Origin of the sequence: Proteus penneri (assembly GCF_022369495.1) — a bacterium.
Taxonomy (GTDB): Bacteria; Pseudomonadota; Gammaproteobacteria; order Enterobacterales; family Enterobacteriaceae; genus Proteus; species Proteus penneri.
The window spans coordinates 2,068,121-2,088,564 of record NZ_CP059690.1 but is presented as its reverse complement, the minus strand read 5'-3'; the positions used below and the strand labels follow the sequence as shown (position 1 = coordinate 2,088,564).

Genomic DNA, 20,444 nt, shown 5'->3' with positions numbered 1-20,444 from the left:
AACTTGTTATTTAAAAATAACGATAAATAATACTTTTGATACTATTTAAATTTAGTTTTTTCATAAATTATCCTCTTATGAAAAATAGCTAACTTATTATTTTGATAATAGATATAAATAAAATAGAAAAATAAATCAGTGATGCATGGTACGAAAAAATGCTCGGTTAAATGTGATCAGGCTGATATTAAGCACGAGACAATTTATAAATTATTATTCATTATGTTTAAATATTAATTAATGATATTAATCGTTATGGAACTGTGTCGTGATTGTCAAAAAGAGATATATTTTGTTTTAAGTGTCTTAATAACATTAATGCTAAATGGAGACGTGTAGGAAAAAGATGGAGTGAAATGTTAAAGACATGGTGACTTTTTTGAACATTCAAAGCCACCATTTTATATGTAGTCATTATTGTTTTTTCGTTGTTTGTTGCCTTTGGAACTTTTATATAGAAGAAAGGATTTAAAACAGCATGACAATTAAAACAAGACTCAGTAATAGAGGATAAATTCTTGCATGCCATTTGTCGGGAATATGAGATAAAAAACGTTCAGAGATCTTCAAACCAACCCAAGTGCTACAAATCAGAATAAGTGCAGCTTTTAGCCAAATATAACCAATGAAACCAGATTCACCATTTAAAGGTGACGTAAAAGAAAGGGCAACGTAAGTGAATGTTGCTGTGAGTGCTAAAGGTAAGGTTAATACATTTGCCATTGCTGCTGATTGTGCCATTGGTGTTCCTCTACGGCGCAATAAAGGTACTGTCATCACGCTTCCACCAACTCCTAGAAAAGCAGCAATAATACCAATTACGGTACCATTAATACTTTCTTTTGCTTTGGTCACTTTTTTTGCATTGTGAGTAGGAGCCATAAAACCGGGGCGAAAGTAGCAGTCTAAAATAGTGATAAAAAGATAACCAATAAAGATCCATTTGATCCACGTACCTTCAACCGTTAAGGCGAGAAGAGCACCTAAGATCCCACCAAAAGCGATACCAATAAACAGTATGGACATGATATTCCAATCAAGCCTTTTTGCTTTATGGTGCTTAATGGTTGTGACTGTTGCAGAAAACAACATAATTAATGCAGAAGTAGCAACGGCGATTTGCATAGCATGCTCAGCAGGTAAACTGTCTATTCCCCAGAGTGTCAGAATAAGTGTATAGAGTAAGGGAACAGTGACAAAGCCGCCACCAAAGCCAAATAACCATGTTGTAATGCCTGAAATTAGACCAAAAGAAATCAGCCAAAGTGTCATTTCAAATCTCCTGTTGAGTCAGGAGATTAACGATATAGAATAAAGTGATGTCTTACCCACGTGATAATGACAACTTTATACGAATTTAGGACAATTTAAAGATTATGCGTAATCTCGATATCAATTGTGTGGATAATCTTCCTCGCGATATTTTAGCATTAGGCTCTGATTATCCTTATGACACATTTCTTGAATCCCATTATCATCGACGAGCACAATTTTTATATGCCCCTAATGGGGTAATGAAAGTTAAAACAGAAGATGGTCAATGGATTGTATTACCTTACAGTGGCGTGTGGATCCCAGCAGAAAAAGTACATCAAGTGCTAATGTTGGGGAGTAGCACTTATAGTCTCTATATTGAGCCTAATAAAATTCCTCGTCACTCAGAATATTGTGAAGTTTTACAAGTTTCACCTCTGCTTCATCAGCTATTACTTTCAGCTAATGAGCTTCCTTTACTTTATGATTTAGGTGGACGAGATAGTGCATTATTAACTTTGCTTTGTCATGAATTAGCTCAGGCAAAACCGTTACCTTATTTTACGCCATTACCACAACATGCTTTATTAGATGAATTGTGTACTGAATTTATGTCACAACCCAATATTCGCACTAGACCAGAAATGTGGGCTGAAAAATTAAATAAAAGCCCACGTACTTTTACCCGTTTTTTTCATAAAGAAACCGGTCTTTCTTTTCGAGATTGGCGTCAAAAAGCGTGTTTAATGTATGCGTTGACTGCTTTAAAAAAAGGTGATTCGGTTACTAAAGTTGCTTTAGAGCTGGGTTATGAAAATCCTAGCGCCTTTAGTGCGATGTTTAATAAAGAGATGGGGTATTCACCTAAATTATTTTTAAAACAATTGAAAGAGTATAGACATATATAAGCAAAAATATAATCATTGATTCTTATATATATTAGGTGGTTTTTAAGTTAAATTGCATTGTTCAAAAAAGAAACAAAAAAATTCCTTCCAATATCAGTGCGTTAAAACTTGATTAATAGAGAGCGAGGGAGGTAAAATGTAGGCCGTCCATAAGTTACATTTGATTTTTCTACGTACGTTCCCTTAGTTAAATGGATATAACAAGCCCCTCCTAAGGGCTAGTTACAGGTTCGATCCCTGTAGGGAACGCCATCTATTACCCATGCTATAAATCTAGACATTCTTCCTAGAGCTGTTTTTATCAGTTCACGCTATCTATTATCGTCATTATTTCACTCACTTGTTCAATAATCGATAATAAATACAGGTTTTTATATGAATATAAAGTTAATTAATAACATTTGATATTTAAAGTTTTTATTTATTACTTATTTTCTGTTGATGATGTGTAATGTTAGACCAATTGATATCTTTATCCCTCCTGAAAATTTTGATCAAGTTTAAAATCACTCAGGGTGGTATTAATCAATAAAGATGAATGGCTCTCGTGGTTTTACCTAAATCAAATAAAGACAGTGGTTGACTATATTGGAAAAAGTGATTTAGTGAAGAGTGTATTAAGTGAACATATTGCAGTTCTTCTTAACGCTGGAAATACCATTATTATAGATTTTCCTGCTAATACACCGAAGTAGCGACAATGGTTAAAATCATTAGCAGATATTGATGTATTGAAAGTAGAATATAATTACATAACATCGAATATTTTTATATTTGTCCATAATATAGGGTTAATATTTTAAATTAGCTCGATAAGATAATCACAAAAACCGAATAATCTTATAAGATCAAAACCTAATAAAAGTACCACTTATTATGCATTGACAGTATTATGTCTAGAATTTATGAATATGCGAATTATGATGTTGCTCATCATAAGATAATTAGCGGAGAACATTATGAAGTATCGCCTGTGCGGTGTTGCTCTTTCAGTTGCCTTACTTTCAGGATGTGCAAGCACCTCTAATAATGGGGAGGGGCGTTCTGACCCATTAGAAGGGTTTAACCGCCAGATGTTTGATTTTAACTACTATGTATTAGATCCCTATATTTTACGTCCAGTTGCCGTTGTTTGGCGTGATTATGTGCCACCACCAGCAAGAAATGGCTTATCTAACTTTTTAGGTAATTTAGAAGAGCCTGCAAGTATGGTGAACAGCATATTACGTGGTGATTTTGAAAAGGGTGCAAAACATTTTGGTCGATTTTGGATCAACACCGTCTTTGGTATGGGTGGTTTAATTGATGTTGCTGGTATGTCCAAAGAAACGATGGAAAAGGAAGTACCAATGCGATTTGGTAGTACGTTAGGTCATTATGGTATGGATTATGGCCCTTATGTTGTTGTACCAGGCTATGGTAGCTTTACTGTCCGTGAAGAGGGTGGTGATTGGGCTGATTTAACCTACCCTATGTTGAGCTATTTAACGTTTTGGATGTCAGCGGGTAAGTGGGCATTAGAAGGCATTGAAACACGAGCGCAATTGCTCGACTCTGATGCTATTTTACAAAACTCATCTGATCCTTATTTAATGATGCGTGAAGCCTATTTCCAAAGTAATGACTTCCAAGCGGGTACAGTAAAGGAAAACCCTAATGCGAAAGCCATTGAAGATGATTTAGATTCCATTGATTAGTGAATTATCTTTTTAGCTTGGTGAATAAATAAAAAATGGTCTTAAAAAAGACCATTTTTTATATAAAAGCGATATAGCGTAACAGTTAGAAACGGTAGTTAAAGTTCATACCGTATAACCATGCTTTACCTGATGATTCAAATTCGTAAGCAGGTAATGGTAATTCTTCAGATAATTTCTCTTTGATTGTGACTTTTTTACCGTGCATATACGCTAAGCCCACATCAACAGACATATCTTTGTTAAATGCATAAGTTGCCCCTGCACTTAACCAGAAACGATCTTGATCAGGAATGGAAATAGAGCGTTTATCCGCTGGAACTGGACTATCATCGAAAGCGATACCAGTACGGAATGTCCAGTTATCATCGTGATAATAGGTTGTTCCTAAAGCCACTCGCCATGCATCTCGGAAGCCTTCTTCTTTCTTGAAGAGTTGTTGACCATCACTCTTACGTGTGGCTCTCAATTCTTTAAATTCACTCCAGCTTGTGTAAGCAAAATTATAATGAACAGCCCATTTTGGTGCTACACGATGATAAGCAGCAAATTCCCAAATTTCAGGCAAGTTAAGATCAAGTTTGCCTTTAATGGTTCCACCTTCTGTTCCAATAATAGAATTACCGCCAGGAAGAGGGATTGTTTTTAAATCACTTTGGAACTCACCGTCTTTAAATTTCACTTTTACTTTAGAGCGATAAGTAAAACTTACACGATTGTCTTCATCAAACTCATACAGTAAGCCAGCATTCCAGCCAAAGCCCCATGCATCACCTTTAAGTTGGGCTACGCGTGCTGAAGGTGATACTGGAAGACCAATCATTCCTGGTAATTCACCAGCATGACGCGTGATTTCAGCATCAGCATAAAGGGCATTTAAGCCTAAACCGACACTAAATTGGTTATTTACTCGATAACCTGCACTTAAGTTTAAGTTCATGGTTTTTAAATCGGTTTTACCACCAATAAGGCCAGCAGTATAATCCTTTTTAAAATCAGTGGCTAAACCAAAGTTTGTTGTGCCTGATGCACCAATCGCCCATTTATCATTAATTGGTGCTACAAAGTGGATATTAGGGACTAATGCGCTTGGTGCGATATCGCCAGCGTTAGTGCTAGCGCCTGTAAGAGGTGAATTACCTTTAATATCAACACTTGGGTTAATATGGATAGCACCAACAGAGAATTCAGGGCGATCGAACATGGTAAGTGCAGCTGGGTTACGGCTACCTACGCTTGCGTCATCGGCGATAACGCCTTCTCCTGAAAATGCACGCCCTAGTGCTGAAGTAGAATATTCATTTAACTGAAAACCGGCAGCGCCTGCTTGAGAGGAGATAACACCTACCAAGGCAGCTAGTGCTGTGCGAGTAAACAGGTTTTTACGGTTCATGACCTAAACCCTCATAATTTTTTTAAGTTAGTAACTTCTGATTAGAAGCGCTGGATTTTAGGTGCGGTTGTCGTTATGACAAATCAGACCAGTTGATTAAGTATAAAGTTGATTACCGTAAATGTTGCAAGTATGTTTTACAAATATTGCCAATTAGATTCAATAATTGGGATTTGGTTAACATATTTTTCACAAGTTATTCCAATAAAGATGTTTTTGATTGTTAAACAAACAGAATAATCAATTATTTTTGTAAAATTGTAATAAAATTTGAGCTAAAGCAGTTTATTTTATTTTTTTACGATTATGATAGATAATTAACATTTCTTTCGTTGGGAGACTAAAATGGCAGACGCAATTAATCGTTGTAGTGCAGAAGAAACCGCTGCTTGCTGTTGTGTAGATGTGGGTACTATTATTGACAATAAGAATTGCACAGCGTCATATCAGCATGTCTTCGCTGATAAAGTACAAGCGCAAGCAATGTTAGATCAACTCAGTGCAAAAGCACAATCTATCGCTTCAGAGCCTTGCAAAATCAATCAACAATTTGCTGATGTTGATGGTGGTGTCCAACTTACCGCTGATTTTACATTCTCTTGTGAAGCAGAAAACTTAATCTTTCAGTTGGGATTACGCTAATCCACTGAAATAAATAGATTTAAGGCTGTTGAAATTCAACAGCCTTTTTTATATCCCTTCATCACGTTATTATCTTTTTCTATCATTATTGTTAAGTTTCAGACATTTCATCGAAATATTGAGCGCTAACTCCCACTTCTTGTAAAATAACGTTTCTGAAAAGTGAATTTTTTGTTAACACTATTATCAGGTCAGACCTCTTTGGTGCTAGGAAATCATTTTGTCAGGAGCCGTTATGAAGTCATCAACGAACAGTGCTATGAAAGATCGCATCGCTATTGTCAGCGGGCTACGCTTACCTTTTGCTAAACAAGCGACTGCGTATCGAGGAATACCTGCGGTTGAATTAGGGCGTTCAGTGGTTCAAGAATTAGTAACTCGCAATGAAATTCCTCCTGAAATTATTGATCAACTTGTTTTTGGACAAGTGGTTCAAATGCCTGAAGCACCGAATATTGCCAGAGAAATTGTGCTTGGCGCAGGATTAAGTGTAAAAACGGATGCTTATAGTGTAACAAGAGCATGTGCAACAAGCTTTCAGGCAATAGCTAATATTGCTGAAAGTATGATGGCTGGGCACGTATCTGTTGGTATTGCTGGTGGTGCAGATTCGTCTTCAGTGTTGCCTATTGGTGTGAGTAAAAAACTTGCTGATGTTTTATTAAGCCTTAATAAAGCCAAATCATTAGGTCAACGATTAAGTTATTTAAGCCAATTACGATTTCGTGATCTCCTTCCTGTAGCACCAGCCGTTGCTGAATACTCAACTGGATTACGTATGGGAGATACGGCAGAACAAATGGCAAAGACTTATCATATTTCCAGAGTTGCTCAAGATGAATTAGCGCATCGTTCTCATCAATTAGCAACTAAAGCATGGGAAATGGGAAAACTAGATAATGAGGTGATGACCGCTTTTTTCCCGCCTTACAAAGAAGGTTTCCATCAAGATAACAATATTCGTAAAAATTCCGTTCTTGATTCTTACGCCAAGTTAAAACCTGCTTTTGATCGCCGCCATGGTAGTGTCACTGCCGCAAACAGTACGCCATTAACCGATGGTGCAGCCGCTGTATTAATGATGAAAGAATCTGTTGCTAAAAGTCTTGGCTATCAACCTTTAGGTTATTTGCGCAGTTATGCTTTTACAGCGACAGATGTCTGGAAAGATATGCTATTGGGGCCATCATATGCCACACCACTGGCACTTTCTCGCGCAGGTCTTGCATTAAGTGATTTAACGTTAATTGATATGCATGAAGCTTTTGCTGCACAAACACTCAGTAATTTGACACTGTTTGGTAGTGAACGGTTTGCTAAAGAGCAACTAGGATTATCCAAGGCGATTGGAGAAGTGGATATGGATAAGTTTAATGTGCTAGGTGGTTCTATTGCTTATGGACATCCATTTGCTGCAACTGGTGCAAGAATGGTCACACAGACACTCCATGAGCTTAAACGACGAGGTGGAGGGTTTGGGTTGACCACTGCTTGCGCAGCGGGTGGATTGGGTGCAGCGATGATTTTGGAGGTGGAATAATGGAACAACAAACAACACTAGAAAAATCATCTGTTTTTCAATTCTCAGTTCGTAATGACAAAGTAGGTGTTATCACCATTGATGTTGTTGGTGAAAAAGTAAATACACTAAAAGCAGAATTTGTACAGCAGTTCCAAGATGTTTTGAAACAAGCGCAACAACATTCTGGTGTAAAAGGATTAATTATCACATCAGGTAAGGCAGATAATTTTATTGCAGGTGCGGATATCTCCATGATTGCGGGTTGTCAAACTAAAGAAGAGGCGAGTGCACTCGCAAAAGCAGGGCAAGACCTTTTTACCCAACTCGAAAATTATCCATTACCTGTTGTGGCCGCTATCAATGGCGCATGTCTTGGTGGAGGGCTTGAATTGGCCTTATCTTGTCATGGGCGAATTTGTTCTGATAATAACAAAACGCGTTTAGGGCTTCCTGAAGTGCAACTTGGATTACTGCCGGGTTCTGGCGGAACTCAACGTTTACCCCGTCTTATTGGTGTGACATCCGCGTTAGATATGATATTAACGGGTAGACAAGTTAATGCGAAAAGAGCCTTAAAATTAGGCCTTGTAAATGATGTTGTTTCACAAGATATTTTATTAGAAGTTGCTGCTAAATGGATTTTATCGGGTAAAAAAGAGCAGAGAAAGCATTCGATGATGGATCGTTTCTGGGCAAACACAACTTTAGGGAGAAATATACTGTTTGGGCAAGCTAAAAAACGCACATTAGCAAAGACAAAAGGCCACTACCCAGCAGCTGAGCGTATTCTTCATGTTATAGAACGAGGTCTTGAAAAGGATATACAAACAGGGTTTAAAGAAGAGGCTAATGCGTTTGGTGAACTCGCTATGACTCCAGTTTCATCTGCATTAAGGCATCTCTTTTTTGCTTCTACGGCACTTAAAAATGAAACAGGATCATCTGAAAAGCCAGATAATTTACACCATATCGGTATTTTAGGTGGTGGATTAATGGGGGGAGGGATTGCCTTTGTTACAGCGACAAAAGGTAATTTACCAGCAAGAATTAAAGATATCAGCGATAAGGGAATTGCTCAGGCACTCAATTATAGTTGGAAAGCGCTTTCAGCTAAAGTGAGTAAAAAAAGATTATCTGCACGCGAACGTCAGCGCCAAATGGGGCTGCTCTCTGGCTCTTTAGATTACAGTGGTTTTCATCAATCAAACATTGTTGTTGAAGCGGTTTTTGAAGATTTGGCTTTAAAACAAAAGATGGTTGCAGATATTGAAGAAGTAGGTAAAGGTAAAATTATTTTTGCTTCAAATACCTCTTCGCTTCCTATTCATAAAATTGCTGAAACAGCAAAATACCCAGAAAAAGTGATCGGACTTCACTATTTCAGTCCAGTGGAAAAAATGCCTTTGGTTGAAGTTATTCCACATGAAAGTACGGATGAAAAAACCATTGCTACAACAGTCGCTTTTGCTAAAAAACAGGGTAAAGTTGCAATAGTTGTTGGTGATAAACCTGGATTCTATGTTAACCGTATTCTGGCTCCTTATATTAGTGAAGCATTGACATGCTTAGTACAAGGAGAACCTATTGAAAATATTGATAAAGCACTTGTTCAGTTTGGTTTCCCTGTAGGGCCTATTCAGTTATTAGATGAAGTAGGTATTGATATCGGTACAAAAATAACGCCGATATTAGTAAATGCATTTGGTGAAAGATTTGCTTCTCCTCCTGCTGTGGATGCCATTATTGCTGATGATAGAAAAGGCCGTAAAAATGGACGAGGTTTTTATCTTTATGCAAAACATGCATTACCTTTCTCATTAGGTAAAAACAAAAAACAGCCTGATCCAACGATATATCGACTATTACAAATTAAGCCTAAAAAACAACACTCTTTCTCTGAAATTACAGAACGTTGTTTATTATTAATGTTAAATGAAGCAGTTCGTTGTTTAGATGAAAATATTATAAAGCAACCACGAGATGGTGATATAGGGGCTGTGTTTGGTATCGGTTTCCCTCCTTTTTTTGGTGGCCCATTCCGTTATATGGACAGTATGGGAACAACAAAGGTGGCAGAAAAGCTTAATCAACTTGCCGATAAATATGGAGAAAAATTTCGCCCTTGTGAACGTTTAGTTGAAATGGCTAAACGAAATGAACGTTTTTACGATTAATATCATTGCTTACCATTGCTTTTTCCTTTTGTGACATTTGTTTTGATTGAGGCGCTTAGGCGCCTTTTTTCTTGTGGTTTTTGCGTCAGATTAATAATTGATGAATTTTTAATGGAAAAAGAGGTCGAAAGTGTCAATGATAGCCAGATATGGCAAAATGATTATTCGAACATAAATTTAAAAACGAAGCTTTTTAAAATAAGATTCTAAAAATGATGTCAATTTGCAAACCAACAGTATGATCTTAAAAAGATCAATAATGCTATTGCAATTAGGGTATTGAAGATTTTAGATGGGGATATATTGATTTAAATTGATTTAAATTAAGTATCTTAAAAGTGTAAATACCAGTAATTACAAAAATAAAATAGGTTTAATAATTTATTATGCAAATTTTTATTATGCGCCACGGAGAAGCAGCCATTGATGCTGCCAGCGATGCACTAAGACCACTGACTGATCGTGGAAAAAATGAATCAATAAAAATGGCTGAATGGATGACAAAGCAGGGACATACTATCGATTATGTTTTAGTCAGCCCTTATTTACGTGCTCAACAGACATTGGAAGCAGTAAAAGTCGATTTAGCACTACCTAGTAAAATAGAAACTGATGATGGACTTATCCCCGGAGGAAATCCTTCACATATTGCACATTACTTACGTGCCTTGGGGGATACAGGATATAAAAATATTCTTGTTATTTCTCACTTACCTTTGGTTGGCTATGTTGTTGCTGAACTTTGTCCGGCGGTATGTGCTCCTATGTTTTCAACATCAACTATTGCTTGTGTTGATTTTGATTTATCAAAAGGTACAGGGGCGTTGTTATGGCAAGTATCACCTTCGACATTGAAATAAAATTTAAATGAATTAGCTGAGTAAGTAATTAACACCTTATTTCACCCGATAGGTGATTTAAGGGTTAATGCAATAGAGTTTTGGTTTAGCGGCGAGCAAGATCGTCGTTTTCTACTAAAACTAATAATGCAGCATCGCCTCCCCATTCTTTTGGTGCTTGATGAAAAGCAATAACATCAGGGTGTTGCGCTAACCAAAGTGGTGTTTGCTGTTTTAAAATATGTTTGCCATGCCCATGCATAATACAGGCACAATAAACATGTTCTCGTCTACATGCCGCAATCAATGCGCCAATCTCTTGTTTTGCAATTAGCTGTGTTAATCCATGTAAATCTAGAAAAAATTCAGGTGTATAATCGCCACGACGTAGTTTTTTTAATTCATAAGCATTAGCGCCTTCTCTTAAATAGCGCATTGGGCCTTCTGTTGCTAAGTTAGGTTGAAATTCATCTGAAAAATAATAAGAGGCATCAACTTGTTCTTGTTGAAGACGTTCAACAGTGTAGTGTGTCACTTTCTTACGTTTTGGTGAATGAAGTATTTTATCTTGAGGTAATTTCTTAGTGCCTTTTATCATCTCCTGAAATAACTCAATTTCAGAAGGTGGTAATGAAAATTTTTTATTCATTTTTTACGATTCTTCATAGTGTTACTGTTTTTATAAGGCAATAGTACATGAAATAGTGTCAGAGATAAAAAAGTATAGGTTATAAATTTAACATAAAAAAAGCAGGGAATTTACCCTGCCGAAATAGTCACATAGCTAGCAAATAGATGAATTAATGGCCTGAGGTTTCAGCACGTCGGCAGGCTTCAAATAAAAACCATGTACGACGTTCAGTTTCATCAATCCAATTTTCAATTAAACTTGCAGTAGATATATCATTATTTTCATCACACACCACATGCGCATTTCTTAATTCGGCTGCAAGTAATTGGTTATCTTGGCATAATTCAGCAAGCATATCTAAAGGTTCGACAAATTCTGCATTATTATCTTTAATACGTTGCATTTTTGAAATCTGACTAATAGAACGCAATGTCATACCACCAATTTTACGGACACGCTCTGCAATAGGATCAGTCATTGCAAATAATTGGTCACCTTGCTCATCTAACATTAGGTGGTAATCACGGAAATGAGGGCCACTTACGTGCCAGTGGAAATTTTTTGTTTTTAAATACAATGCAAAAACATCAGCTAAAATTGCATTCATTGCAGCACCGACCTCTTTTGTTGCTTTAGGGGTTAGGTCTGTGGGGGTTGTTAGAGAACGAGTTTGGAGTTTATGTGCATCATTAACTTCAGACTGGGTTAATTTTTTATTACTCATTCTTATCTCCTAAAAATCAAAGAAAGATTATTGAGAGAGCAACCTAATCAAGAAAATAACAAGTAGAGAATGAATATTTTTTGATGTAATTTATTTTCTGCTCAATAATTAATTTATAATTTTAAGTATGATCCCTTTTTTCATTATTTCTAGCTAAAGTCAAAAAATTAAACAAATATTCTTTGTTTTTATAGTTTGTTAATTTTTAATTTCGTTTAGTTGTTTTAATTTAGTTTATATGACTTTATTTAGATGTCCTTTTGTAGTATTGGGGGATGAGAGAATTATTTAGTAATGTTTCCTTTTTTTATTTCTTAGCGCTGATTTATCATTATCTTCATGGCAAACTACAGACTTTCTATTTCTTCAGAGGACAACCATTTTGGATATAACACTAAAAGAGGAAGCAGTTGCTGATTTAAGCACGATCCTAGATATGCTACGTTGGGCTATGAGTCAGTTTAATTCATCTGACATTTATTATGGTCATGGCACAGATAACGCATGGGATGAAGCATTGCAGCTTGTATTGCCAACTATTGCACTTCCTTTAGATATTCCAGATGTGCTGTTATCGACTAAATTAACAACTTCTGAAAAAATGGAAATCATTACACTTATTGAAAGCCGAATTGAGCAAAAGATCCCTGTTCCTTATTTAACTCATAGCGCTTGGTTCTGTGGTCACGAATTTTATGTTGATGAACGTGTTCTTATCCCTCGCTCTCCTATTGGTGAACTAATCAATAACCATTTTGATGGTTTAATTCAGCAAGAGCCAACACGTATTCTCGACTTATGCACGGGTAGTGGCTGTATTGCGATTGCTTGTGCTCATGAGTTTGAAGAGGCGGAAGTCGATGCAGTTGATATTTCTGGAGATGCACTGGAAGTAGCTGAATTTAATATCGAAAACCACGGGTTAGTGCATCGTGTTTATCCAATGCAATCAGATTTATTTAACGCTCTTGTCCCAACGCCTTACGATATTATTGTGACAAATCCTCCGTATGTTGATATCGAAGATATGGGTGATTTACCTGATGAATACCAAGTTGAACCTGAATTAGCATTAGCTTCGGGTATTGATGGCCTAGACATTACAAGACAAATTTTACTAAAAGCCCCTGAATATCTGAGTGAAAAAGGTATTTTAGTGTGTGAAGTGGGTAATAGTATGGTTCACCTTATAGAGCAATTCCCCGAGGTTCCATTTACATGGCTTGAGTTTGAAAATGGTGGAATCGGTGTCTTTATGCTGACTCGTGAACAGCTCGTCGAATATTCAGCATGTTTTTCTATTGATAAACGTTGATGTAACAGTAATGAGACGGTAGATTGTTATTTATTGAAAATAACATATTGATAACATCACACAGTAAAAGATAGGAATAAAGGGATGGCAGGAAACAGTATCGGACAATTATTCAGAGTCACAACTTTTGGTGAGTCTCATGGTATTGCATTAGGTTGCATTGTTGATGGTGTACCTCCTGGATTACCTTTAACTGAAGCCGACTTACAAGTTGATTTAGATAGACGTAGACCCGGAACATCACGTTATACCACGCAACGCCGTGAACCTGATCAAGTTCGTATTTTATCAGGTGTATTCAATGGTGTTACAACAGGAACAAGCATTGGTTTACTGATTGAAAACACGGATCAACGTTCTCAAGATTACAGTGAAATCAAAGATGTTTTTCGCCCTGGTCATGCTGATTATACCTACGAACAAAAATATGGTTTACGTGATTATCGTGGTGGTGGACGCTCTTCTGCTCGTGAGACAGCAATGCGTGTTGCCGCTGGCGCAATTGCAAAAAAATATCTAAAAGAGAAATTGGGTATCGAAGTTCGAGGTTACCTATCTCAATTAGGGCCAATTACGTGTGAGCTTGTTGATTGGTCTATTGTCGAAAGTAATCCATTTTTCTGTCCTGATCCTTCGCGTTTAGATGCGCTAGATGAATATATGCGCGCATTGAAAAAAGAGGGCAACTCGATTGGTGCAAAAGTGACTGTGGTGGCAGAAGGGGTGCCAGTAGGATTGGGTGAACCTGTTTTTGACAGACTAGATGCAGATTTAGCGCACGCATTAATGAGTATCAATGCTGTTAAAGGAATTGAAATTGGTGATGGTTTCGGTGTTGTAACATTAAAAGGCACTGAAAATAGAGATGAACTCACTAAGAATGGTTTTACCAGTAATCATGCAGGTGGCATTTTAGGTGGAATTAGCAGTGGTCAGCCAATTGTCGCTCATATTGCTTTAAAACCAACGTCTAGTATTACTATTGCAGGTAAAACGATTAATCGTGATGGTGAAGAAGTTGATATGATAACCAAAGGTCGTCACGATCCTTGTGTGGGAATACGCGCTATCCCTATTGCAGAAGCAATGATGGCAATTGTCTTACTCGATCATGCATTGCGCCAACGTGGGCAATGTGGTGACGTTGTACCTCCGCTAATGCAATGGTAATCATTCTAAGTCAATAACGAAGTCGACAAACTGTTGTAAGTTTGATGTTAGCTTTAAAGGTGTGAGCGCCTAATTTTATTATGCTCAGATCGTGTTGTTGTGGCTTTTTTAAATAAATGAGATAAACACAGCAACACGTCCTTCATTCATTCCTAATAATTCGGATAGATAAATGGATTGGCTCTTTTCAGATGGCATCTACCTTCTTCTCTTTTTGGTGGCTTTAATCGCAGGTTTTATTGATTCAATTGCTGGTGGTGGTGGATTAATCACTATTCCAGCTTTGTTATCCGCTGGGATCTCGCCTGTTCAGGCTCTTGCAACAAATAAACTGCAATCAGTAGGTGGTTCATTTTCGGCTACGCTCTACTTTATACGTCGAAAAGTGATTGATTTAAGAGCGCAGCGATTTGCCATTTTAATGACGTTTATTGGTGCTGTTTCTGGTGCCATGTTGGTACAGTTTATTAATCCAGAAATTCTTAAACAAGCACTTCCTATTCTTACCATCGCTATCGGTTTCTATTTTCTTCTTACTCCATCAATCGGTGCTCAAGACAGTAAACAACGTATTGGCTATTATACTTTTGGTGCAATATTAGGCGGCGGTGTCGGTTTTTATGATGGTATTTTTGGGCCGGGTACAGGTTCTTTTTTCGCTTTAGGTTATGTCATGTTACTTGGATATAATCTTTCAAAAGCAACAGCTCATGCTAAATTACTCAATTTCACCTCTAATTTTGGCTCTTTACTGTTTTTTATTATTGGTGGGCAGGTTATTTGGACTATTGGTTTAGTTATGCTTTGTGGGCAGTTTATTGGTGCTCGCTTAGGTGCAGGTTTAGTCTTAACAAAAGGGCAAAAATTAATAAGACCTATGTTGGTCATTATCTCCTTTTTGATGAGCATCAAACTCATTAATGACAATCATGGTGATACTATTGCACTTTGGTTCTCTGCACTTTTTAATTAGGAATAAATGGTTTTTAAATGTCAGCACATCATTATCAACAGTTAATTGATATCTTTAATCAATGTTTTAGCGAAAGTTTCCAAACCCGTTTAGTTAAAGGGGATGATGAGCCAATTTATTTGCCAGCAAATGAAGAGACACCTTATCATCAAATTATTTTTGCTCATGGTTTTTATGCCAGCGCATTACATGAAATATCGCATTGGTGTATCGCCGGAGAGGCTCGTCGGCAACAAGTTGATTATGGTTACTGGTATTCCCCAGATGGACGAGATGAAACTACTCAAAGACAGTTCGAAGTTGTAGAAATCAAACCTCAAGCATTAGATTGGTTATTCTGCCAAGCTGCTGGTTATCCTTTTAATGTTAGTTGTGACAATTTAGAAGGTAACTTTGAACCTGATCGTTATGAATTTAGAAATAAAGTGAGAGAACAAGTTCTCGCTTATTTACGAGACAAAAACACACCACCTCGTGCACAGCTATTTATTAATGCGTTACATTTGTTTTACAATACCCCAGAGCTAACGGAAGAGATGTTTCCTTATCAGGAAAATCCTTTAGTTAATTAAGGATTGCGAGAATAACTATCGCCTATCCACTGTGAAGGTTTTACCCAATAGGGTGGAGTCTGAAGTAGTAAGGTTGCTGGAACACACGTATTTATGCTTTGCTAATACAAGGTAAATATAAAAGATAGCAACATTATATATTGAGGATAAATAATGCTTTCTGAGTATGAAGCGTACTTATTAGATAAAATTGATAGCCGTGTTGAACATGCCACTGACGATGAGTTATTTGCAGGTGGGTATTTACAAGGTCATATTACACTAGCTATTGCTGAACTAGAGCAAGAAAATAACACACAGTTAGAAGCGTTAAGAGCGCGTGTAGAAGAGAGCATTCAAAAGGCGATAAAAGCAGGTGAACTTTCACCTCCAGATCAAGCGTTAGTTTTATCTACATGGCATGATTTAGTTAACTCAATTAATTAATTTGGCATGTCGATTAAGAGAACAACCGGCATAAATCGGTTGTTTTTTCTTTCTTAAAATCTCATTAAAATAATGACACTTAAGTTATATTTAGGATATTTGCTGTTGAATTAGACTGGTTTTTATACAAAAATTGATCCTCACTATTTATCAATTGTTTTTATTTGATTTTTCAAAGTCGATGTATCTCTCATTGATTAAGCATAATAGTGCTATCTTTTGTAACTCCTTGCCATTTCTGTAAAATTACTTTTAAATGTTTTTTAGGAATGTTTCTCGGGATGCAAATGATTTGCATAGAATATTTATGATAAGGATAACGATACGATGAAAAATTTCTTTAAAATAGGCCTACTGACTAGTGCTGTTTTATTTTTATCTGCTTGTGATCAATTTGATTTAGATAATAAAAAGAATAAGTTTTATTACAGTAATCCAAGCGAGAAAGTCATTAGTTTTAACGTTGATGGTAAAGAATATCAGGTTGAGCCGGGTAAAAATGGTTACATAACGCTGTCTCCAGGTGAACATAATTTAACAGATAGCGCCGGTAATAATGCTCGATTTATGGTTTATGATCATAATAACGGTGGCATATTAAATCCTGATAATTTCATGTATTACACCCTTTCTGAAGTTTATGCCGTAAAGGGAAAAACAAACCAATTTAAACCTGTTGATTACCCCGTTATTATTAATGGCTATGAATTTGAACTTCCAGTGCGTAGCACTAATGCCACATTAATTGACGGTAATGTTTTTCAGTGTACTTATGCTTTAGGTGAGCCATTTCCTAATGAGATCCGTACTCGTAATAAAAATAATGACGGTAGTATAAAAAATAAATGCTTTGATAAACCTGAATTTGTTAAATATATTTCAGCGGAATACAGTAAAGATTTAGCTCCGTTTACTCAAGAAGATGAGTATAACGATTCTGTTAACCTTGATTTAGACTATATGTTACCGACAGCAGAATTTACTGATCCTGATATTCAAGCCGATGCAGAAGAGCTAGTGTCATTATTAAATCAAATTCAAGAAAGTGATGATCCAAAGATCCATAACGCATTAAAAGATAAACTTTATAAGGCGACACTTGCTGTCTCTAGCACGTATGCTAATAGAGTGGTGAAAGACTCGGTAGAAGACAACAAGTATTACAACCATTTTATGGAAGAGAGTGGTAAATTTCAATCTTACGGTATATTACCTAAAAAGTAAGGTATTCAAAGAGTAAAAAGCTATCCAATGCAATTATAAGCCATCCAATCGGGTGGCTTTTTTAACGTATTTAATTCACTAAAGAATAAGAACATCACTGGAAATCTCTATGACAACAACACAAACCAAAATAAAAAATAACGATATTACTCTTCGCCCCACACAAATTGATGATGCAATTAAATTACCTATTATCGAGCAATCAGCAGGGCAATTATTTAGCACCTTAGAAGATTTAAGTTGGATAAGCGAAAGTGGCGTACAAAGCGTTGAAAAACATTTACTCTTTATTAACCATAAAGGGCATTGGGTAGCTGTTAATAGTGAGAATGATCCCGTCGGTTTTATTATGACGAAGCCATTACCAGAAAGTTTATTTATTCATGAACTCTCAGTGAGTCACGACTGGCAAAATAGAGGAATTGGTAAATTACTTATTCAAAAAGTAAAAGATGAAGCCAAACTACATAAGTTTGATGCTGTTACGTTGACAACATTTCGCCATGTTCCTTGGAATGCACCGTATTATCAACGTTTAGGTTTTTCTATTTTACCTGAAAACGAAATTCCTCATTCTTTGCAAGAAATCTTAGATGATGAAGTTGAAAGTGGGGGTTTTGTAAAAGAAATGCGCTGTGCAATGAAGTTTGAGGTTTAGTTTCTCTTTTGATGCGATGATGTCGGATCTCACAATGAGTGGAGTAAAAAGTAAAAATATGCGAGCTAAGCAACCAAGGTCGGCTGCTTATACCTTTATTTCACTTCAATTGATTTTCCTCGCAGTAATGCTCTTACCCAAAAACGATTAGGGTGTAAGGCATTCAACACATTATCTTCAACTGGAAAAGGTTCATCAAAAATTTGGCTTGCAAGAATTTCGGCGGATAAAGGTGCTGAACATAATCCACGAGAGCCTAATGCACTGATAATATAAAGTTGATGATAAGCAGGCGCTAAAGCGGGAGTTTGTCTTCTACGCTTAAATCTATCTAAATGCGTGTATGCTACTCGCAATTTTTCAAAATCAGGCACTTCACCTAATAACGGTAGGTGATCGCGAATAGTACAACGAATACCTATTCGCGCTTTATTTTGGCTAAAATCAACTTCTTTAACCCAAGGTGCTTTGGCTAAACACTGTATAAGATGAGCTTGGTTGTTTTCTTGCTCTTGAGTTGAGATAGCTAAATCTAAGCGATCGCGACGAAAGCTTGCCCCTACACAATGCAAATTATCTTGGTTATCAACCGGTGTAAAATAGCCATCATAACAAAGAACGGTTTTTAGCTTTGATAATGTTTTTGTTGTTGGAATATGACTAACTTGGCCTCTGACTGCGCTAATGGGTAATTTGGCACTTTGAGTAAAGTCTATAATTCTATGGCCATTTGCCAAAATAACGCAATCATGTTGTGATTGAAGATGTATCGTACTCTCTCCATCATGATGAACAACATCTAAGCACCAAGATGTATCCTGTGCACTTATTTGAGTGACTTGATGATTAAAGCGCAACGTTAAGCCTAATTTTTCAGCATATTTTAATGTATTGATTGTGAGCTCAGTCGGGGAAAGCCAGCCGGCTTGTGGATAAAACAATGCATCACAATTAATATCTATTCCGCTGATTTTATTAACTTCATCTTCATTGAGGTAACACGCTATTTGAGCAAAAGGTATGGAATTATCCATAATTCTCTGTGCTTTTTTACGAACTTTCTCGTTATAAATAACCTGAGCAACACCAGACCATTGATGTGAAAAAGGAATGCCTGCTTTACTCAGATTGTCATAAGTGCGATGAGCGAATAGAAATGCGGTTGTAAAAAATTGCTCTAGTTCATCGGATTTGCCATTGAGTAATGGATATAACACGCCTTGTCGATTGCCTGAGGCATTAGTTGCAGGTTGTTTATCTTCACAATATAAGGTGACATTGGCGCCTCTTCTTAAGCAAGAAAGTGCGATAAAGGTGCTAGCAATACCCCCGCCTATAATAGCGATATCTTGTGCTTGTGTTGCATGAGGCCGTGCATAATAAGGTAGATATTCAGGGGTGGGAGAATGAGGGAATACACCTGTCAGCATCTCTCTTTTTTGCCCAAATCCTTTGATTTTAGTTATCTCAAAACCAACACGTTGTAAACCTCGTTTGACAATCCCGGCAGCGGTAAATGTTGCAAATGTGCCGTTTTCTCTCATTGAGTCAGCCATTGATTGGAAGAGCGTTTCACTCCACATCTGTGGGTTTTTCGAAGGAGCAAAACCATCTAAGAACCATGCATCCACTTTGTTATGTAATGCTTGGCGAGTTTGCGGTAACAAGATGTTGATATCACCAAACCATAAATCCAGTGTAATTGTCCCATCAGCAAGGATAATGCGGTGGCAACCCGCAATAGCTAATGGCCATTGAGAACAAAGCGCTTGTGAATATTTTTCGAGTTCAGGCCAATGACCATGCGCAGATTGTAAGTCACTTTTTGTAAGAGGAAATTTCTCAAAACTTACATAATGAAGACGTTTTAAACAAGAGTCAGGCGATGCTTGTCTAAATTGCTCGAAAGCTTGCCATAGTGTTAAAAAATTAAGCCCAGTACCAAAACCTGTTTCTGCGATAATACATTCAGAGCGTACATGTGTACCGAAACGTGATGGAAAATGATTTCCATGTAAGAACACATGTCGAGTTTCTTCTAGACCGTCTTGGTTTGAAAAGTAAATATCGCCAAATTGCTCAGAGATAGGTGTACCAAGTTCATTCCAACTTAAAGACGCGGTATTTATCGGGCTATTATTCACGGAACTGCCTGTATTTCTCGAAAAAATTAACAGATATCTTAGCGCCGTTAGGTAGTCTGTACCAGCCTTAAAGGGAAAAGTGTTTTATCAGCCTATCTCTATTTTTGTAAAAAAGATCCTGATCGGACTTGTTCGGCGTACAACTGTACGCTAAAGTGCTACTCAGAAATCCCGCAGC

At 36.9% G+C, this 20,444-nt stretch carries 18 protein-coding genes and 1 tRNA gene; 14 read left to right on the top strand and 5 right to left on the bottom strand.

All coding sequences use genetic code 11. From position 1 onward, the window contains the following. Positions 1–468: 468 nt before the first annotated feature. The gene (locus H1225_RS09520) at positions 469–1,272 is read right to left on the bottom strand and encodes a sulfite exporter TauE/SafE family protein (protein ID WP_161671467.1); all 804 of its coding nucleotides are present in this window, start codon (positions 1,270–1,272) and stop codon (positions 469–471) included. Between the two features lie 104 nt (positions 1,273–1,376). On the opposite strand from H1225_RS09520, the gene H1225_RS09515 reads away from it, so the two are divergent. The 3 genes from H1225_RS09515 (at position 1,377) to mlaA (ending at position 3,859) form a co-directional block, all read left to right on the top strand. Continuing rightward, a complete protein-coding gene (locus H1225_RS09515; protein ID WP_239739098.1) occupies positions 1,377–2,162 on the top strand; it encodes an AraC family transcriptional regulator in 786 nt (261 codons plus the stop codon). 177 nt (positions 2,163–2,339) lie between these two features. Beyond that, a tRNA-Arg gene (locus H1225_RS09510) sits at positions 2,340–2,414 on the top strand. 707 nt (positions 2,415–3,121) lie between these two features. Continuing rightward, a complete protein-coding gene (gene mlaA / locus H1225_RS09505; RefSeq protein ID WP_109399872.1) occupies positions 3,122–3,859 on the top strand; it encodes a phospholipid-binding lipoprotein MlaA in 738 nt (245 codons plus the stop codon). 85 nt (positions 3,860–3,944) lie between these two features. Here the strand turns inward: mlaA and fadL are convergent, their stop codons facing one another. Beyond that, entirely contained in the window at positions 3,945–5,252 is a 1,308-nt protein-coding gene (gene fadL / locus H1225_RS09500) for a long-chain fatty acid transporter FadL (RefSeq protein WP_239739097.1), read from the bottom strand. A gap of 345 nt (positions 5,253–5,597) precedes the next feature. Between fadL and H1225_RS09495 the strand changes: the two genes are divergently transcribed. The 4 genes from H1225_RS09495 to sixA all read left to right on the top strand — a co-directional run bounded on the left by H1225_RS09495 (position 5,598) and on the right by sixA (position 10,450). After that, positions 5,598–5,894 carry a YfcZ/YiiS family protein gene (locus H1225_RS09495; protein ID WP_006533378.1) on the top strand — a complete coding sequence of 99 codons (297 nt, stop codon included), beginning with the start codon at positions 5,598–5,600 and terminating at the stop codon, positions 5,892–5,894. 235 nt (positions 5,895–6,129) lie between these two features. Further along, positions 6,130–7,434 carry an acetyl-CoA C-acyltransferase FadI gene (fadI, locus tag H1225_RS09490; RefSeq protein ID WP_006533377.1) on the top strand — a complete coding sequence of 435 codons (1,305 nt, stop codon included), beginning with the start codon at positions 6,130–6,132 and terminating at the stop codon, positions 7,432–7,434. Then, positions 7,434–9,590 (top strand): fatty acid oxidation complex subunit alpha FadJ, encoded by a 2,157-nt coding sequence (gene fadJ, locus H1225_RS09485; protein WP_239739096.1) that lies wholly within the window; start codon positions 7,434–7,436, stop codon positions 9,588–9,590. Before fadI ends, fadJ begins: the two co-directional genes overlap by 1 nt. 386 nt (positions 9,591–9,976) lie before the next feature. Then, positions 9,977–10,450, top strand: coding sequence for a phosphohistidine phosphatase SixA (gene sixA / locus H1225_RS09480; RefSeq protein WP_006533371.1), 474 nt, complete (start codon positions 9,977–9,979; stop codon positions 10,448–10,450). A gap of 85 nt (positions 10,451–10,535) precedes the next feature. Here the strand turns inward: sixA and smrB are convergent, their stop codons facing one another. Then, positions 10,536–11,078 (bottom strand): endonuclease SmrB, encoded by a 543-nt coding sequence (gene smrB, locus H1225_RS09475; RefSeq protein ID WP_109399875.1) that lies wholly within the window; start codon positions 11,076–11,078, stop codon positions 10,536–10,538. A gap of 151 nt (positions 11,079–11,229) precedes the next feature. Further along, positions 11,230–11,784: a Dps family protein gene (locus H1225_RS09470; protein WP_239739095.1), complete on the bottom strand. Its 555-nt coding sequence runs from the start codon at positions 11,782–11,784 to the stop codon at positions 11,230–11,232. 382 nt (positions 11,785–12,166) lie between these two features. On the opposite strand from H1225_RS09470, the gene prmB reads away from it, so the two are divergent. The 7 genes from prmB (at position 12,167) to H1225_RS09435 (ending at position 18,122) form a co-directional block, all read left to right on the top strand. Next, positions 12,167–13,099, top strand: coding sequence for a 50S ribosomal protein L3 N(5)-glutamine methyltransferase (gene prmB, locus H1225_RS09465; protein ID WP_109847233.1), 933 nt, complete (start codon positions 12,167–12,169; stop codon positions 13,097–13,099). 84 nt (positions 13,100–13,183) lie between these two features. Further along, positions 13,184–14,269, top strand: a complete 1,086-nt coding sequence (aroC, locus tag H1225_RS09460; protein ID WP_072063207.1) for a chorismate synthase — start codon at positions 13,184–13,186, stop codon at positions 14,267–14,269. Positions 14,270–14,441: 172 nt separating this feature from the next. Then, positions 14,442–15,242 carry a sulfite exporter TauE/SafE family protein gene (locus H1225_RS09455; RefSeq protein ID WP_072063206.1) on the top strand — a complete coding sequence of 267 codons (801 nt, stop codon included), beginning with the start codon at positions 14,442–14,444 and terminating at the stop codon, positions 15,240–15,242. A gap of 17 nt (positions 15,243–15,259) precedes the next feature. After that, the gene (locus tag H1225_RS09450; RefSeq protein WP_239739094.1) at positions 15,260–15,814 is read left to right on the top strand and encodes an elongation factor P hydroxylase; all 555 of its coding nucleotides are present in this window, start codon (positions 15,260–15,262) and stop codon (positions 15,812–15,814) included. Between the two features lie 153 nt (positions 15,815–15,967). Then, positions 15,968–16,240 carry a YfcL family protein gene (locus H1225_RS09445; RefSeq protein ID WP_006533359.1) on the top strand — a complete coding sequence of 91 codons (273 nt, stop codon included), beginning with the start codon at positions 15,968–15,970 and terminating at the stop codon, positions 16,238–16,240. Positions 16,241–16,567: 327 nt separating this feature from the next. Beyond that, a complete protein-coding gene (locus H1225_RS09440; protein WP_006533358.1) occupies positions 16,568–17,464 on the top strand; it encodes a hypothetical protein in 897 nt (298 codons plus the stop codon). 109 nt (positions 17,465–17,573) lie between these two features. After that, the gene (locus H1225_RS09435) at positions 17,574–18,122 is read left to right on the top strand and encodes a GNAT family N-acetyltransferase (protein WP_161669936.1); all 549 of its coding nucleotides are present in this window, start codon (positions 17,574–17,576) and stop codon (positions 18,120–18,122) included. 95 nt (positions 18,123–18,217) lie between these two features. Here H1225_RS09435 and mnmC read toward each other — a convergent pair whose 3' ends face one another. Further along, positions 18,218–20,266, bottom strand: coding sequence for a bifunctional tRNA (5-methylaminomethyl-2-thiouridine)(34)-methyltransferase MnmC2/FAD-dependent 5-carboxymethylaminomethyl-2-thiouridine(34) oxidoreductase MnmC1 (gene mnmC / locus H1225_RS09430; protein WP_109399881.1), 2,049 nt, complete (start codon positions 20,264–20,266; stop codon positions 18,218–18,220). Between the last annotated feature and the right edge of the window lie 178 nt (positions 20,267–20,444).